The sequence below is a fragment of the Allobosea sp. LjRoot90 genome, assembly GCF_964254315.1.
In the GTDB taxonomy this organism is placed as follows: domain Bacteria; phylum Pseudomonadota; class Alphaproteobacteria; order Rhizobiales; family Beijerinckiaceae; genus Allobosea.
Map to the genome: position 1 here is coordinate 812,426 of NZ_CAXUTF020000001.1, position 15,110 is coordinate 827,535.

The window sequence follows — 15,110 nt, forward strand, 5'->3', positions numbered from 1 at the left end:
CTCAGTGTATGCCGCCCCAGAGCAGCGGTTGCAGAGACAACACCAGCAGCACCGCCATGGTGATGTTGAAGATGCGGACATAGCGCGCATCGGTCAGCCAGCGGCGTAGCGTCGTCCCGAAGGCTGCCCAGATCGCCACGGTCGGCGCATTGACCAGGGCAAAGAGGGTCGCGACGATCACGATCGTACCCAATCCGCCATTCGCCGGCGTGTAGGTCGCGATCGCGCCGATCGCCATGATCCAGGCTTTCGGATTGACCCATTGGAAGGCCGCCGCCTGCCAGAAGCTCATCGGCTTGCTGGTCGCGGTCTTGTCGTCCATGGCGCCCGCCATCGCGATCTTCCAGGCGAGCCACAACAGATAGGCCGCACCGATCCAGCGCAGTGCCTCGTAGAGCCATGGCGCGGCGATGAACAGCCGTCCGATGCCGAAGCCGACGGCGAGCACCATCACCGCAAAGCCGGAGCTGATTCCAAGGACATGCGGGATGGTCCGGCTGAAGCCGTGGTTGACCCCCGAGGCGAGCACCATCGTGTTGTTCGGTCCCGGTGTTACCGAGGTCACGAAGGCGTAGGTCAGGAAGGCCAGCATCAAATCGAGGGTCATGGCAGCACTTGTGATTGCGATTGCCGCGACCCTATCGATGTGACACTTTGTAGGAAACTAGAATAGTGTCACGTGACGCTTTTGGGTTTCCCGCATGCGCCTCGCCTCCCCCTGGTCTCCGCGCCTCTCCGACGAGCCTGGCCTCACGCACGAGCGCCTCGTTCACGCTTTGGAGGAGGATCTCGCCGATGGTCGCGTTCCGGTTGGCGCGCGGATGCCGGCCCATCGTGATCTCGCCTATCGGCTGGGCATCGGGCTCGGCACTGTCACCAAAGCCTATGCGCTGCTCGAAAAGCGCGGCCTCGTGCGTGGCGTGCGCGGGCGCGGGATGTTCGTCGCCGGCACGGAACCGAACCCAAGCGAGATCATCGATCTCTCGGTCAATACGCCGCCGCAGATGCTCGGCGACGGCGTTCTCTCGACGACGCTCGCCGCACTCGCCAGGCAGATGGATGCCGACAGCTTCGGACGATACCGGCCACCGGCGGGAAGCATCGAGCACCGCGAGGCGATGGCACACTGGCTTGCGCAGCACCGGTTCCGCATCGCTGCCGATCGCCTGCTCCTCACCAATGGGGCGCAGCATGCCCTCGCTGTCGCCCTCGCCGCTGCGGCCGGAATCGGCGGCGCGGTGTTCACCGAGGCACTCACCTATCCGGGCGCCATTCTCGCCGCTCGCCAGAACCTGCAAGCCCTCAAGGCTGTCGCTCTCGACGCCGAAGGCTTACGGCCGGATGCTCTCGATGCGGTCTTCTCCGCGCATTCGGGCGACCGCCGCGTGGTTTACCTCACCCCGACCCTGCACAATCCGACCGGCGCCACCATGGGGCTGGCGCGACGGCAGGAGATCGTCGCCGTCTGCCGCGCCCACGACGCCTCCATCATCGAGGACGACGTCTATTCGCTGTTTACGCCCGCCGGGCTGCCCGCCCTTGCCGAGTTGGCGCCGGAGCGAACCTTCTACATCGCCGGCTTCTCCAAGATCCTGAGCCCGGGGCTGCGTATCGGCGCCCTCGCCGTACCGCCCTTCGCAATGCAGGCGGCACAGGACTATCTGCAGGCGACGTCGTCGATGGCCTCGCCGTTGATGTGCGCCATCATGGAGCGCTGGATCAGGGACGGCACTGCGCGTGCTGTCGGCGAAGCAATCTGTCGCGAGGCGGCGGAGCGCGCGGCCATGGCGCTCGCGGTTCTGGAGAGCAGAATCCTGCCCGCGTCCGGCGCCGGGTTCCATCTCTGGCTGCCGATGTCGCTCGCCGATGCGGCGAGCCTCGCCCAGGGCGCTGCGGCGCGAGGCGTGATGGTCACGCCGCCGGCAGCCGTCATGGTCGACGAGAATGATCGCGCGGCAGGGGTGCGGCTGTGCATGGGCGCTCCCTCGCGGGAGGACCTTATGCGGGCGCTGCGGATCATCCGGCTCCTGCTGGACGGCGGCGCAGAGGATCGGCTCGCCCGCCTCTGATCGCAGGCGGCGTGCGCAGAGGGCATGGGTTCCCCAAAGGAGCCGAAAGCTGCCTCCGATGGGCTCACGCAACAGCCACATTGCCGTGACAGATTGAGCCGGAGGCGCGGAACGCTGCCTGGCGTTCCGTCGTTTCCTCGCCGACTGCAACGGAACCAGGAGGACGAGATGAGCCATCTTGGCAAGGAGGAGCGCGAGATCCGCAAGATCGCCTACGCGCTCTGGATGGAGCAAGGGCAGCCGGAAGGCCGCGATCACGAGCACTGGGAAGCCGCGAAGGAGATCTGGAACTTCCGCAACCGCACCGAAGAGGTCGTGGACACTGGCGCGGAGGACGAGCTCAAGGTCGAGCGGGCGCGCCGGCGCGAGCAGGAATTGTTGTCCTGACCCACGTCTTGCAGGGCTGTTGCTCCCCGCAGTCCTGCCATTCCCTGCCGGCATGATCGCAACCGGCGACAAACAGCGGCGCGCCTCCCACATCATGGTTGAGGCGACGCCGTGCCCCGTGGCTGGCGCCCGCGGGGAACAGTCATGACGCAGCAGATCGAAACCGACCAGATTCAAGTGCTCGAACGGCCGGAGGCCGGACGGTTCGAGCTCGACTTTCCCGGCGGACAGGCCTTCGCGATCTATCGCAGCGATGGCGACAGGATCGTCGTGACCCATACCGAGGTGCCGCCGGCCTTCAATGGGCGCGGCCTCGGCTCGCAATTGGCCGAAGGCATCTTCCGGATCGCGCGCGCCAGTGGACGGCGCGTCGTGCCGCGCTGCTCCTTCGTCGCCGCCTGGGCGCGGCGCCATCCCGACTATGGCGACGTCCTGGCCTGAGCCTCCTGAACGGTCCTTGCCTTGCCTTGCCGGCGGCGATCGCGTTTGAAGGTCCTGTTGCAGAACAGGGCCCGCCATGCCGGACGATCTCGTCATCACCGATTTTCCGCTGCGGGCGCAGGACAAGCTCCGCTATGGCGACACCGATCGCCAGGGGCATATCAACAACGCGGTGTTCTCGACCTTCCTGGAAACCGGGCGGGTCGAGCTGATCTATGATCGCGCCCGCCAGCTGGTCGAGCCGGGAACGGCCTTCGTCATCGCCCGGTTGGAGATGGATTTCCGCGCCGAGCTGCTCTGGCCCGGCGAAGTCGAGATCGGCACCCGCGTCGACTCGGTCGGTCGCAGTTCCGTCCGGCTCGAGCAGGCGATCTTCCAGGGCGAGCACTGCGTCGCCAACGCGATCACGGTGATGGTCCAGATGGACGAGGCGACGCGCAAGTCGCGGCCGTTCTCCGATGCGGTGCGAGAACGGCTGCTCGCTTTGATGCCGCCGAGCGCCTGATAGCGATTGCAACCTCGCGCAAGGGTCTGGGGTTCAGGTCACAACCTGATATAACTTATGGTTGCATGCCCCAACGTCGTCGGTGAAAGTGATCGGCGGGGGGCTCGCCAAGCGGCCCGATTCTGTCGCCGGAGCTGCTGGGGCCATGCATCAAGCTGTCGCTAACCCGGTGCCACCGGCGGACCAGATCTCGTTTTCGGGCGACCGCCCGGTTTTCCGCAAACTGGTGACGCGCGGTGCGCTGCTGGAACTCGTCACTTTCGGCTTCTATCGCTTCTGGCTCGCGACCGATATCCGCCGGCATCTCTGGTCGCACACCTCAGTCGGCGGCGATCCCGCCGAATATACCGGGCGGGCGAAGGAGCTGCTGATCGGCTTCCTGATCGCGCTGGCGATCCTTGTGCCGGTTTATCTGGTCTACTTCCTGATCGGTCTCGAAGCCGAGAGATGGCAGGCCTTCGCCAGCGTCCCTCTCTTCGTGTTCTTCTATCTGTTCACCGAGTTCGCGCGCTATCGGGCGCGCCGCTACCGCCTGACCCGCACGCTCTGGCGCGGCCTGCGCTTTTCCATGGGCGGCTCCGGCTGGAGCTATAGCTGGCGCTCCGGGCTGTGGTGGCTGCTGGTCATCGTCTCGCTTGGGCTCGCTTTGCCCTGGCGGCTGGCCGCGCTCGAACGCTTCAAGATGCGCCACACCGCCTATGGCAGCCTGCAAGGGCGCTTCGAGGGCACCGGCGGCGGCTTGTTCAAGCAGGCGTGGCAACTTTGGTTGGTCGCACTAGTGACGGCATTCGTGCTGGTAACCGGTATGGCCTCGCCCGTTCTCTTGTCGCAGACCAATTCGACGGCCGTATTCGGCTTCATTCCCCTTTGGTTTTTGGCCCTGTCTGCGATCATCCTCATCATCGCCGCGCCCTTCGTCTACGCAGCCTTCAAAGCGATCGAGTGGCGCTGGTGGGTTTCGGGGCTGCGCTTTGGCGAGGTTCGCTGCGAGTCGGAACTCGAAACCGAGGCTTTGTTCGGACGCTACTGGGCGGTCATCGGCTGGTCGATCCTGCTTGCTCTCCTGTTCTCCGTCTGGATGGCTGGAATGTTCGAGTTCGTCGGCACAGGGTTCTCGATCGGGGGAACCACACAGCAGCGCATGCTGATGGTGTCCCAGCATCCGGCCTTCCTGGTCGGCAGCGTCCTTGGCTATCTGCTGATGGCCCTGGCGTTCGGCACGATCCTACGAATCTATCTCAATCGCGATGTCTGGGCTCTCGTCGCGCAGAGCACCGTGGTCCACAATCTGACGGCTGCCGACGATGTCGCTGGCCAGGGTGAGGTTGTCGGCGCTGTCGGCGAAGGCCTTGCCGACGGGCTGGATGTCGCCGGCTTCTGAGCGCGGAGTCCTCCCTGCGATGAGCTCGACCGGCGATGGTGCCCATCCGGCTGTCTATTATGACGGGATCTCCAGCCGCAGGCGGCAGGTCGAGTTGCGCCTCGGCGCCCAACTCGACATCCTCGACCACGGTATCGTGTTGGCGACGTGGCGCTATGACGACATCCGTCGCGTCGATGGCGCCCGCGGTTTGCGGCTGACATCGGTATCATCAGCGACGCAGGCCCGGCTGGAGATCGAGGACGAGGCTGCGCAGCGCCTGCTCACTGCGCGCTGCACCATGCTCGATCACGGCCGCGGCGGCGGTCAGGCGCTGCGGATCGTCGCCTGGTCGCTCGCTGCTGCCGCATCCATCGTCTTGATGACGCTCTACGGCATCCCGCTGGTCGCCGACCGGCTCGCTGTGATCGTTCCAGCCTCGGTCGAACAGCGCCTCGGTGACGCTGTCGACAAGCAGGTGCGGGCGCTGATGGGCGGTAAAAGCTGCACGGGCGCCGAGGGGCAGCGGGCCTTCACCAAGATGGTCGAGGCACTGAAAACGGCCGGCGGCAGCGCCATCCCGCTAGAAGCGCAGGTGCTCTCCTCGCCCATCCCGAACGCTGTCGCCTTGCCGGGCGGACGGATCTATCTGTTCGAAGGGTTGCTCAGCCGGGCGCGTGATCCGGATGAGGTCGCCGGGGTGATTGCGCATGAGATCGGCCATGCCGAGCATCGCGATGGGCTGCGCAGCGTCATCAGGACCGGTGGCACCTCCTTCCTGTTCGGGCTGCTCTTCGGCGACATCACCGGTAGCGGTGCGGTGATCTTCGCCTCGCGCACATTGCTCGACGCTTCCTATTCACGCGAGGCCGAGACGGCCGCCGACGACTTCGCGATCAGGGCGATGACGCGGCTCGGCCGGTCGCCGGCGCCACTCGGTGAATTTCTGGTCCGCCTCACCGGAAAAGGCGATCGGACCACCATCCTCGACAGCCATCCGATTAGCAGCGAAAGACTGGCGCGGATGAAGCAGGCTGTGCCCGTGGCGATAGGGCCGCCGATCCTCACCGACGCAGAATGGCAGGCGCTCCGGCGGGTTTGCGCGCCCGAGTGACCTTGAGAAGTTCCGCGTTTCTCCGAATCGCGAAACTTCTCTAAGTTTTTGTTTTAACGCATTTTCTTCACGCGAACCGGTGTCCACTTCGCTCGAAAATGCTCTAGCTGCCCTCCTCCGGCCAGCCGACGAGCTCGGTCGGTATCCAGCGCGCCTTGCGGCGCTCGCGCCGTCCCTCCAGCGCTTCGCCGCTGAAATCCCGGGGCTCGGCCGGTTTGGTGAAACGGGCGCGCTCGTCGAGCGTGTCGATGCTGATGGTCGTCCAGGCCTTGTCATCCTCGGTCATCAGCATGGCGACATAGACACCGCAACGGCGGCAGAGAACGACGTCGGAGGCGGTAAGGCCGAACCGGTAACGCTGGAGCTGAGCCGGCTCGTGAACGACGATGCGGGCACGCGCTCCGGGATCCGAGAGCGTCCGGGCATTGTGCTTGCGGCAGAACGAGCACTGGCAGGCGCCGATGACCTCCTCCTCCGGCGGTCGCGGCAGCATGAGTTCGACGCCGATCGCGCCGCAATGACAGGCGCCAGTCAAACGGTGCGTCATCGCGGCTTTCTCCGAAGCTACCCGTCACATCACGGACATTGTAGCGATGCGATGATCCTATCAACACAAGTCATTTGATGCCGCCGCGAATCGGGGGAACGGAATCATCCCCGCCGCGTTCGAGCCAAAAATGCGGGAGGACATCATGAACACCCTTGTTGCGGCCTCGGCGCTGTTCCTGGCCGGAGGCCTTTCAACCGTGACCATGGGGGCCGTGCCCCTGCAGGGTGTCCTCAATGATTTCTTCTGGGCAGGCCTCGCCCTCGCCGCCTTCATCACGACGGCCGGCCTCGAAGCGTCGAGCTGAGGCGCCTTTTAAAATCTCCCCGATGACTTGACCGCTGGGCCAATCGTCTGGCGCGCATTCTGCGCGCGGCGATCGCCTGCTTCTTTCGGAGGCAGGCATCTTTATGCGGCCCTTATGCCCCGGCCTGCCCTTCACGCTCGACCGCTTAGCAGGTGCGGCACCACATCTCCGGTCTGAACCAGGCTGGAGATCTGTCATGGCCGATATCGTCTTTCTCGCGCTCGGAGCCGGGGCCTTCGCGCTCTTCGGCTGGTACGCAGCGCTGCTGCGCAAGGTCTGACCGTCATGGGCCTGACCTTGCTCTACGCCGCCGCAGCCCTCGGGCTCGCGATTTACATGGTTGCCGCGCTGCTGCGCCCCGACCGCTTCTGACACAACAAGAAAAAGGAGACCTCGCATGGACTGGCGGGGCTGGGCAGAGATCGTTTTCACGATCGCAGTGACGGTGGCCGTAGGCTGGCCACTCGGCATTTATATGGCGCGCGTCTGGGCGGGTGAGCGCACGCCGCTCGACCTCGTGCTGAAGCCGGTCGAGACCGGCTTCTACGCCGCGCTCGGCGTCGACCGGAACAAGGGGCAGAACTGGCTCGGCTATGCCGGGGCCGTGCTCGCCTTCAGCGCGGCCGGTTTCGTGCTGCTCTATGCCCTCCTGCGGTTGCAAGGGCAGTTGCCGCTGAACCCGCAGGGCTTCGACGGCCTGTCGCCGCATCTGGCCTTCAACACCGCCGTCAGCTTCGTCACCAACACGAACTGGCAGTCCTATGGCGGCGAGACGACGATGAGCAGCCTCAGCCAGATGCTGGGCCTGACGGTGCAGAACTTCGTCTCGGCCGGCGCCGGCTTAGCCGTCGCTGCTGCCGTAGCGCGTGCCTTCGCCGCCGATCGCGGCGAAACGCTCGGCAATTTCTGGGTCGATCTGACCCGCAGCACCCTTTACGTGCTGCTGCCGGTCTCGATCGTGACCGCGCTCGTGCTCGTCGCCGCCGGCGTGCCGCAGAGCCTCATCGCCAACGTCACCGCCAAGACGCTCGAGGGCGCCGACCAGATCATCGCGCTCTTCCCGGTCGCCAGCCAGGAGGCGATCAAGCAGTGGGGCACCAATGGCGGTGGCCTGTTCAACGTCAACTCGGCGCATCCGCTCGAGAACCCGACACCGCTGACCAACCTGATCGAGGTCGTGTCGCTGAACGCGCTCGCCTTCGGCACCGTCATTGCCTTCGGGCGTGTCGCCGGCGCCCGCAAGGAGGCGCGCGCCCTGCTCGCCGCGATGGTGATCCTCGTCGGCCTCGGCGCTTCCGCGATCTACTCCTCCGAGACATTGACGCCGCAGCCTGCCATGATCGCGGCCGGCATCACCGACGCGCCCGCCAACATGGAAGGCAAGGAGGTGCGCTTCGGCGCCGCCGCTTCTTCCGTCTGGGCGGCGCAGACCACCGGCGCTTCGAACGGCTCGGTCAACGCGATGCATGGCTCGTTCATGCCGCTCGGCGGCGGCGTCGCGATGTTCCTGATGCAGCTCGGCGAGATCCTGCCCGGCGGTGTCGGCTCCGGCCTCTACGGCATGGTGGTGATGGCGTTGCTCGCGGTCTTCGTCGCTGGCCTGATGGTCGGGCGCACGCCGGAATATCTCGGCAAGAAGGTCGAGAGCCGCGAGATCAAGTTCGCCATGCTGGCGGTGCTGATCCTGCCGCTCGCCATCCTCGGCTTCTCGGCCATTGCTGCGGTGCTGCCGGTCGCGCTCGAGGGCTTGCTCAACAAGGGGCCGCGCGGGCTCACCGAGATCCTCTACGCCTATTCGTCGGCGGCAGGGAACAACGGCTCGGCCTTTGCCGGCCTCACCGCCAACGCGCCCTGGTGGAACACCACGCTCGGCATCGCCATGCTGCTCGGCCGCTTCGCCTACATGATCCCGGTGATCGCCCTGGCCGGCGCCATTGCCGCCAAGCCGAAGCTGAAGCCGACCGCCGGAACGCTGCCGAGCGACTCGCCGCTCTTCGTCGGCCTGCTCATCGGCATCATCCTGATCCTGGGTGGTCTGCAATTCTTCCCCGCGCTCGCACTTGGGCCAATCGTCGAGCACTTCCAGGTGCTTGCGGCCTCTCGCTGAGCCGACAAAGGAACTCGTTCGATGAGTGTCTCACTCGCTAAATCCAGCGCCTTCAACCAAGCCATCGTCCTGACGGCACTGAAAAGCGCCTTCGGCAAGCTCGACCCGCGCAAACTGACCGGGAACCCGGTCATCCTCGCGACCGAGGTGGTGGCTGCGCTCGCCACCGTCTCTGCCGTTGTCGCGATCGCCAATAGCCAGCCCGCGGCCTTCCCGATCCAGATCGCAATCTGGCTCTGGCTCACCGTGGTCTTCGCCAACTTCGCCGAGGCCATCGCCGAAGGACGCGGCAAAGCGGCAGCGGATTCCCTGCGCGCCACCCGCGTCACCACCAAGGCCAAGCTGATCATCGACGCCTCGCGCAATGCGATGATCCCGACGCCGGCTCATGAACTCGCACCTGATGACATCGTCCTGGTCGAGGCCGGCGACGTCATCCCCGCCGACGGCGAGATCATCGAGGGTGTCGCCTCGGTCAACGAGGCCGCGATCACCGGCGAGTCCGCCCCTGTGATCCGCGAGAGCGGTGGCGACCGCTCGGCCGTCACCGGCGGCACCACGGTCGTCTCCGACTGGCTCAAGATCAGGGTTACCTCGCGGCCGGGCTCGTCCTTCCTCGACCGCATGATCGCGATGGTCGAGGGCGCCGACCGGCGCAAGACGCCGAACGAGCTGGCGCTCGCCGTGCTGCTCGCCGGCCTGACCCTGGTCTTCCTGATCGCGGTCGTCACCCTGACCGGGCTCGGCGCCTTCTCCGGCGTATCGCTCGATCCGATGGTGCTGGGTGCGCTCTTCATCACGCTGATCCCGACCACGATCGGCGGCCTGCTCAGCGCCGTCGGCATCGCTGGCATGGACCGGCTTCTGAAAGTGAACGTCTTGGCGACCTCAGGCAGGGCCGTCGAGGCCGCCGGCGACGTCGATACGCTGCTGCTCGACAAGACCGGCACGATCACCTTCGGCAACCGCATGGCGGTCGAGGTGATCCCGGTTCCCGGTATGCGTCCGGATGCGGCGCTGCGCGCGGCGCTGATGGCCTCGCTCGCCGACGAGACCCCGGAGGGCCGCTCGATCGTCGAGCTCGCCCGCAACCAGGGTATCACCGCCGAGATTCCGGCTGGAGCGACCGCGATCCCGTTCAGCGCCACCACCCGCCAGTCGGGCCTCGACCTTGACGGCAAATCCTGGCGCAAGGGCGCGGTCGACGCCGTGATCAGGACGCTCGACCTTGGCGACAACCAGGTGCCGGCGGAACTGCGCCAGGCGGTCGACGGCATCGCCCGTTCGGGCGGCACGCCACTCGCCGTCAGCGAGAACGGCGCGCTGGTCGGCGTCATCCATCTCAAGGACGTAGTCAAGCCGGGCGTCAAGGAGCGCTTCGCCGACCTGCGTCGCATGGGCGTGCGGACGGTGATGATCACCGGCGACAACCCGGTCACAGCGGCGGCGATCGCCTCCGAGGCCGGCGTCGACGACTTCCTCGCCGAGGCGACGCCGGAGGACAAGCTGCGGATCATCCGCACCGAGCAGGCCAAGGGCCGTCTCGTCGCCATGTGCGGCGACGGCGCCAACGACGCCCCCGCGCTTGCCCAGGCCGATGTCGGCGTCGCCATGCAGACCGGCGCGCAGGCGGCGCGCGAGGCCGGCAACATGGTCGATCTCGACAGCGACCCGACCAAGGTCCTGGAGATCGTCGAGGTCGGCAAGCAATTGCTGATCACCCGCGGCGCGCTCACAACCTTCTCGATCGCCAACGACGTCGCGAAGTACTTCGCCATCATCCCGGCGCTCTTCGTCGTCTCGCTGCCGGCTCTGGGTGCGCTCAACATCATGGGCCTGTCGAGCCCGCAGAGCGCGATCCTCTCGGCGGTGATCTTCAATGCGTTGGTCATCGTCGCGCTGATCCCGCTGGCGCTGCGCGGCGTGCGCTACCGGGCCATCGGCGCGGCCAAGCTGCTCTCGCGCAACCTCACCGTCTACGGCATCGGCGGGCTGATCGCGCCCTTCGTCGGCATCAAGCTGATCGATCTCATCGTCTCGGCCCTTGGGCTCGCCTGAAGGCTTGAACAGGACACATGTCATGATCGCCAATCTTCGCCCTGCCATCGTCTCGATGGCTCTCTTCAGCCTCCTGCTCGGCCTGGCATATCCGCTCGGCGTCACCGGGCTGGCGCAGGCGCTGTTCCCGGCCCAGGCCGGCGGCTCGCTGATCCGCAATGCCTCCGGCGAGATCGTCGGCTCGCGCTGGATCGGGCAGAACTTCAAGGACGAGGCCTATCTGCGCCCCCGCCCCTCGGCTGCCGGCAAGGACGGCTACGATGCCGCCGGCTCCTCCGGCTCCAATCTCGGGCCGCTGAACGAGGATCTCGCAGCCCGCATCAAGACCGATGCCGAGGCGCTGCGCGCCGAGAGCCCGGCGCCGATTCCGGTGGACGCCGTCACCACCTCCGGCTCGGGGCTCGACCCGCATGTCTCGCCGGCCAATGCGGCACGACAGGTTGCGCGCATCGCCGCTGCCCGCAAGGTTCAGCCGAACGAGGTCCTGGCTGTGATCGCCGCGAACACCGAAGGCTCGACCTTCGGCCTGCTCGGTGAGCCGCGCGTCAATGTGCTCGCCGTCAATTTGGCACTCGACGTGCGCTGGCCGCGGCCGCAACGTTAGGATCGATGGCGAACGACGAATCCCAGTTCCGCGAGGCAGGGCGGCCCGACCCCGACGCCCTGCTTGCTTCAGCCGGCCGCGGCAAGCGCGGCCGGCTGAAGATATTTCTCGGCATGGCGCCGGGCGTCGGCAAGACCTACGAGATGCTGACCCAGGCGCGGCGCGCCCAGGAGGAGCATGGCGAGGTCCTGGTCGGCGTGGTCGAGACGCATGGCCGCCAAGAGACGGAAGGCCTGCTCGACGGGCTCGAGGTGATGGCGCGCCGGCCGCTCGAGCATCGCGGCCGGCTGATGATGGAGTTCGACCTCGATGCCGCGCTCGCGCTGAAGCCGAAGCTGCTGCTGGTCGATGAGTACGCCCACTCCAACGCGCCGGGCAGCCGCCATCCGAAGCGCTGGCAGGATGTCGCGGAATTGCTCGAGTCCGGGGTCGACGTCTGGACGACGCTGAACGTCCAGCACCTGGAAAGCCTGGTCGACGTCGTCTGGAAGATCACCGGCGTGCGCCAGCGCGAGACCGTGCCGGACAGTGCGCTCAGCCGAGCCGACGAGATCGAGCTGATCGACATCACGCCGACCGAGCTGCGCCAGCGCATGGAGGAAGGCAAGGTCTACGTTCCCGAGACCGCTCGGCTCGCCGCCGGCAATTTCTTCAAGCCGGAGAACCTGACGGCGCTGCGCGAGCTGGCGTTGCGCCGCGCCGCCCAGACGGTCGACGACCAGCTCAGCCAGGCGATGAAACGGGCCGGCGTCGAAGGCCCTTGGGCGGCAGGCGAACGAATCCTGGTTCTGATCGGCCCCGACGCCATGGCCGGGTCCCTGATCCGGGCCGGGCGGCGTCTCTCCGACATGATGATGGATGCGCCCTGGACGGTCGCCCATGTCGAGCGGCCGAACCGGGCGGACGCGGATTCCGCCCGCGGCGCGCATCTGGCGGAAGCACTGAAGCTGGCCGAGCAACTGGGCGGCGCCAGTGTTGTGCTGAATGGCGACGATCTCGTCGGCGCCGTGCTCGACTATGCCCGCCGGAACAACGTCACCCAGATCGTCGTCGGCAAGTCGCATCGCAAGGGCTGGCGCGCATGGTTCCGCCCCTCTCTCGCCCCCGAGCTGCTGAAGGCGCAGAACGGCGCCGCCCTGCACATCATCACAGAGGTCACGAGCGGGCCGGTTCAGCCGGTCGTCGCGAGCGCGACGCGCGCCCGGTTCAACTGGTTCGCCCATCTCGGCGCGAGCGCCATGGTCGGAGTCGTGATCGGCCTAGCCGAGCTGATCGAGAAGCGGGTCGAGAACGTCAATCTCGCGATGCTGTTCATGGTCAGCGTGCTCGGCGCCGGCCTTGCCTTCGGCCTCTGGCCGGCGGTGACGGCGGCCGCGCTCGCCGCCCTCGCCTATAACTTCTTCTTTCTCGAGCCGCGTCTGTCCTTCTGGATCGGCCACCCGGCCGATGTGCTGACTTTCCTCGTCTTTTTCGCGGTGGCGCTGACGACAGGCGGCCTGACCGGGAGGATCCGCGACCAGGCCCGGGCGACGGCGCGGCGCGCTTCAGCGATCACCGCTTTGCTCGCCGCCAGCCGCCGGCTCTCGGCTGCGGCGCGCCGCGAGGATGTCGCCTCGATCCTGGCCGAGCAGGTCTCGGCGGCGACCTCCGGCAAGATCGTCGTGCTGCTGCCGATCGATGGCGAGATCGCCCCGAGCGCCGGTGCGCCCGAGCTCGAAGCGCTCACGACCGCCGACATGACGGCGGCGCGTTGGACCTGGAACCGCGGCGAGCCGGCAGGCGCCGGCACCGGCACCTTGCCGAACGTTGCCTGGACCTTCCGACCGTTGCAGGGCGTGCGGGCCCGGTCCGGCGTAGTCGGCTTCGAGCCCAAGGCACTGGCAACGGCCGAGAACGAGCGTTTTGCGCTCGCTTTACTTGATCAGGGCGCGATCGCGATCGAGCGAGCCGAGCTCGCCGCCGCTGCCGTCGACGCCGAGGCGCTGAGCCGCAGCGACCGCCTGCGCTCGGCCCTGCTCAACTCGGTCAGCCATGATCTGCGCACGCCGCTCGCCACCGTGCTCGGCTCGGCGACGACGCTGATCGAGTATGGCGATGGCATGAAGCCGGCCGTGCGCGACGACCTCCTGCTCTCGATCCGCGAGGAGGCCGAGCGGCTGAACCGCTATGTCGGCGACCTGCTCGACATGACCAGACTCGAAGGCGGTGCGCTGGTGGCGCGGCGCGACTGGATCGATGTCCGCGACGTGATCGCGGCGGCGCTTGCGCGCGTCTCGCGCCGGCTCGGCCAACGGCGGGTCCTTCGTGATTTTCCGGCAGAGCTCTCCCTTGTCAGGGCCGATCCCGGGCTGCTGGAGCAGGTGCTGGTCAACATCCTCGAAAACGCCATCGCCTATAGCGAGGACGGCGCACTGATCGAGGCGGCCGCCTATGAGGATCGTGGCAATGTCGTGATCTCGATCGAGGACGAAGGCCGTGGCATCCCGACCGCCGAGCTGGAGCGCGTCTTCGAGAAGTTCCGGCGCCTTGAGGAATCGATCGATCGCGGCGGCGAGCGCGGCAAGGGCGCCGGCCTCGGCCTCGCCATCGCCAAGGGTTTCGTCGAGGCGATGGGCGGGCGCATCGCCGCTGCCAGCCCGATCCAAGACCGCCCCGACGGCAGCAAGGGCGGCACCCGTATCCTGATCAGCCTGCGCAAGGACGCCGCAGGCGGAGAGAGCAAGCCATGACCGCCTTTCGCCCGCGCATCCTCGTCATCGATGACGAGCCGCAGATCCACCGCTTCCTCGGCCCGGCGCTCGATGCCGCCGGCTACGAGCCGATCCGGGCCGACGATGCCACCAGCGGCCTGCGCGAGATCGCTCGCAAGCCGCCGGATGCCGTCGTACTCGATCTTGGCCTGCCCGACATGGACGGCAAGGAGGCACTCGCCAGGGCGCGGGCCTTCTATGACGGCCCAGTGATCATCCTCTCGGCCCGCGACCGCGAGACCGAGAAGATCGACGCGCTCGACGCCGGTGCCGACGACTATGTCGAAAAGCCCTTCGGCGTCGGCGAGTTGCTGGCGCGCCTGCGTGTCGCGCTGCGGCATCGGCTCGAACGCCAGGGCTCCGAACCAGCACTGCAGGTCGGCGACGTCGAGATCGACCTGGTCAACCGCCGGATCAGCAAGGCGGGTGTTCCGGTGAAGCTCTCGCCCAAGGAGTACGATCTGCTCGCCAGCTTGGCCGGCGGGAATGGCCGGGTGCTGACCCATAAGCAGATCCTCACCGCCGTCTGGGGCCCGGCGCATGAGCACGACGTGCAGTACCTGCGCGTCTTCGTCGGCCAGCTCAGGCAGAAGCTCGAGGACGATCCCGCCGAGCCGAAGCTGATCGAGACCGAGGCGGGCGTGGGCTATCGGCTGGGCGGATTGGTCTGAGGGAGGAGGGATAAGCTTGCTAGCTCACCCGTCATCCCGGATCTCTCTGCGGCCGCCCGGGACGACCCACGCCTTTTCAAGGAGGCGCGCGATCGGACACATGTTCGGCGTCTGCGGTCCTGAGTTGTTTGCAGCAGGATTTTCCCGGTCGGGCGCCTAGCTGCAGCAGCGCGAAGAGAGATTTCCTCTT

General features: G+C 66.9%; 15 protein-coding genes. 13 read left to right on the forward strand and 2 right to left on the reverse strand.

Annotated features, from left to right (window positions below; translation table 11 throughout):
* Position 1 precedes the first annotated feature (1 nt).
* Positions 2–607, reverse strand: a complete 606-nt coding sequence (locus ACSQ3M_RS03915; RefSeq protein ID WP_436148751.1) for a LysE family translocator — start codon at positions 605–607, stop codon at positions 2–4.
* A 94-nt stretch (positions 608–701) separates the two neighbouring features.
* Between ACSQ3M_RS03915 and ACSQ3M_RS03920 the strand changes: the two genes are divergently transcribed.
* The 6 genes from ACSQ3M_RS03920 to ACSQ3M_RS03945 all read left to right on the forward strand — a co-directional run bounded on the left by ACSQ3M_RS03920 (position 702) and on the right by ACSQ3M_RS03945 (position 5,876).
* Positions 702–2,069 carry a PLP-dependent aminotransferase family protein gene (locus tag ACSQ3M_RS03920; RefSeq protein WP_436148752.1) on the forward strand — a complete coding sequence of 456 codons (1,368 nt, stop codon included), beginning with the start codon at positions 702–704 and terminating at the stop codon, positions 2,067–2,069.
* A gap of 168 nt (positions 2,070–2,237) precedes the next feature.
* Positions 2,238–2,456, forward strand: a complete 219-nt coding sequence (locus tag ACSQ3M_RS03925; RefSeq protein WP_436148753.1) for a DUF2934 domain-containing protein — start codon at positions 2,238–2,240, stop codon at positions 2,454–2,456.
* A gap of 144 nt (positions 2,457–2,600) precedes the next feature.
* A complete protein-coding gene (locus ACSQ3M_RS03930) occupies positions 2,601–2,897 on the forward strand; it encodes a GNAT family N-acetyltransferase (protein WP_436148754.1) in 297 nt (98 codons plus the stop codon).
* Positions 2,898–2,973: 76 nt separating this feature from the next.
* A complete protein-coding gene (locus ACSQ3M_RS03935; RefSeq protein ID WP_436148755.1) occupies positions 2,974–3,402 on the forward strand; it encodes an acyl-CoA thioesterase in 429 nt (142 codons plus the stop codon).
* A gap of 145 nt (positions 3,403–3,547) precedes the next feature.
* Entirely contained in the window at positions 3,548–4,783 is a 1,236-nt protein-coding gene (locus ACSQ3M_RS03940; protein ID WP_436148756.1) for a DUF898 family protein, read from the forward strand.
* Positions 4,784–4,802: 19 nt separating this feature from the next.
* Entirely contained in the window at positions 4,803–5,876 is a 1,074-nt protein-coding gene (locus tag ACSQ3M_RS03945) for a M48 family metallopeptidase (protein ID WP_436148757.1), read from the forward strand.
* 103 nt (positions 5,877–5,979) lie between these two features.
* Here the strand turns inward: ACSQ3M_RS03945 and ACSQ3M_RS03950 are convergent, their stop codons facing one another.
* Positions 5,980–6,423: a GFA family protein gene (locus ACSQ3M_RS03950; RefSeq protein ID WP_436148758.1), complete on the reverse strand. Its 444-nt coding sequence runs from the start codon at positions 6,421–6,423 to the stop codon at positions 5,980–5,982.
* 145 nt (positions 6,424–6,568) lie between these two features.
* On the opposite strand from ACSQ3M_RS03950, the gene ACSQ3M_RS03955 reads away from it, so the two are divergent.
* From ACSQ3M_RS03955 to ACSQ3M_RS03985, 7 genes are all read left to right on the forward strand, one after another.
* A complete protein-coding gene (locus tag ACSQ3M_RS03955; protein WP_164547412.1) occupies positions 6,569–6,730 on the forward strand; it encodes a hypothetical protein in 162 nt (53 codons plus the stop codon).
* A gap of 285 nt (positions 6,731–7,015) precedes the next feature.
* Entirely contained in the window at positions 7,016–7,102 is an 87-nt protein-coding gene (gene kdpF, locus ACSQ3M_RS03960; RefSeq protein ID WP_126116082.1) for a K(+)-transporting ATPase subunit F, read from the forward strand.
* Positions 7,103–7,127: 25 nt separating this feature from the next.
* Entirely contained in the window at positions 7,128–8,837 is a 1,710-nt protein-coding gene (kdpA, locus tag ACSQ3M_RS03965; protein WP_436148759.1) for a potassium-transporting ATPase subunit KdpA, read from the forward strand.
* 21 nt (positions 8,838–8,858) lie between these two features.
* A complete protein-coding gene (gene kdpB / locus ACSQ3M_RS03970; protein WP_436148760.1) occupies positions 8,859–10,895 on the forward strand; it encodes a potassium-transporting ATPase subunit KdpB in 2,037 nt (678 codons plus the stop codon).
* A gap of 22 nt (positions 10,896–10,917) precedes the next feature.
* Positions 10,918–11,499, forward strand: a complete 582-nt coding sequence (gene kdpC, locus ACSQ3M_RS03975; protein ID WP_436148761.1) for a potassium-transporting ATPase subunit KdpC — start codon at positions 10,918–10,920, stop codon at positions 11,497–11,499.
* Positions 11,500–11,504: 5 nt separating this feature from the next.
* Positions 11,505–14,228 carry a DUF4118 domain-containing protein gene (locus ACSQ3M_RS03980; protein WP_436148762.1) on the forward strand — a complete coding sequence of 908 codons (2,724 nt, stop codon included), beginning with the start codon at positions 11,505–11,507 and terminating at the stop codon, positions 14,226–14,228.
* The gene (locus ACSQ3M_RS03985; RefSeq protein WP_436148763.1) at positions 14,225–14,920 is read left to right on the forward strand and encodes a response regulator; all 696 of its coding nucleotides are present in this window, start codon (positions 14,225–14,227) and stop codon (positions 14,918–14,920) included. Before ACSQ3M_RS03980 ends, ACSQ3M_RS03985 begins: the two co-directional genes overlap by 4 nt.
* The last annotated feature ends 190 nt before the right edge of the window (positions 14,921–15,110 follow it).

What these genes read in the sequence shown, in the direction of transcription:
- ACSQ3M_RS03940 (WP_436148756.1), top strand. Translation starts at nt 3,548, where the DNA reads ATGCATCAAGCTGTCGCTAACCCGGTGCCACCGGCGGACCAGATCTCG.
- ACSQ3M_RS03915 (WP_436148751.1), bottom strand. Translation starts at nt 607, where the DNA reads ATGACCCTCGATTTGATGCTGGCCTTCCTGACCTACGCCTTCGTGACC.
- ACSQ3M_RS03955 (WP_164547412.1), top strand. Translation starts at nt 6,569, where the DNA reads ATGAACACCCTTGTTGCGGCCTCGGCGCTGTTCCTGGCCGGAGGCCTT.
- ACSQ3M_RS03980 (WP_436148762.1), top strand. Translation starts at nt 11,505, where the DNA reads ATGGCGAACGACGAATCCCAGTTCCGCGAGGCAGGGCGGCCCGACCCC.
- ACSQ3M_RS03935 (WP_436148755.1), top strand. Translation starts at nt 2,974, where the DNA reads ATGCCGGACGATCTCGTCATCACCGATTTTCCGCTGCGGGCGCAGGAC.
- kdpC (WP_436148761.1), top strand. Translation starts at nt 10,918, where the DNA reads ATGATCGCCAATCTTCGCCCTGCCATCGTCTCGATGGCTCTCTTCAGC.
- kdpA (WP_436148759.1), top strand. Translation starts at nt 7,128, where the DNA reads ATGGACTGGCGGGGCTGGGCAGAGATCGTTTTCACGATCGCAGTGACG.
- ACSQ3M_RS03925 (WP_436148753.1), top strand. Translation starts at nt 2,238, where the DNA reads ATGAGCCATCTTGGCAAGGAGGAGCGCGAGATCCGCAAGATCGCCTAC.
- kdpF (WP_126116082.1), top strand. Translation starts at nt 7,016, where the DNA reads ATGGGCCTGACCTTGCTCTACGCCGCCGCAGCCCTCGGGCTCGCGATT.
- ACSQ3M_RS03920 (WP_436148752.1), top strand. Translation starts at nt 702, where the DNA reads ATGCGCCTCGCCTCCCCCTGGTCTCCGCGCCTCTCCGACGAGCCTGGC.
- ACSQ3M_RS03950 (WP_436148758.1), bottom strand. Translation starts at nt 6,423, where the DNA reads ATGACGCACCGTTTGACTGGCGCCTGTCATTGCGGCGCGATCGGCGTC.
- ACSQ3M_RS03930 (WP_436148754.1), top strand. Translation starts at nt 2,601, where the DNA reads ATGACGCAGCAGATCGAAACCGACCAGATTCAAGTGCTCGAACGGCCG.
- ACSQ3M_RS03985 (WP_436148763.1), top strand. Translation starts at nt 14,225, where the DNA reads ATGACCGCCTTTCGCCCGCGCATCCTCGTCATCGATGACGAGCCGCAG.
- kdpB (WP_436148760.1), top strand. Translation starts at nt 8,859, where the DNA reads ATGAGTGTCTCACTCGCTAAATCCAGCGCCTTCAACCAAGCCATCGTC.
- ACSQ3M_RS03945 (WP_436148757.1), top strand. Translation starts at nt 4,803, where the DNA reads ATGAGCTCGACCGGCGATGGTGCCCATCCGGCTGTCTATTATGACGGG.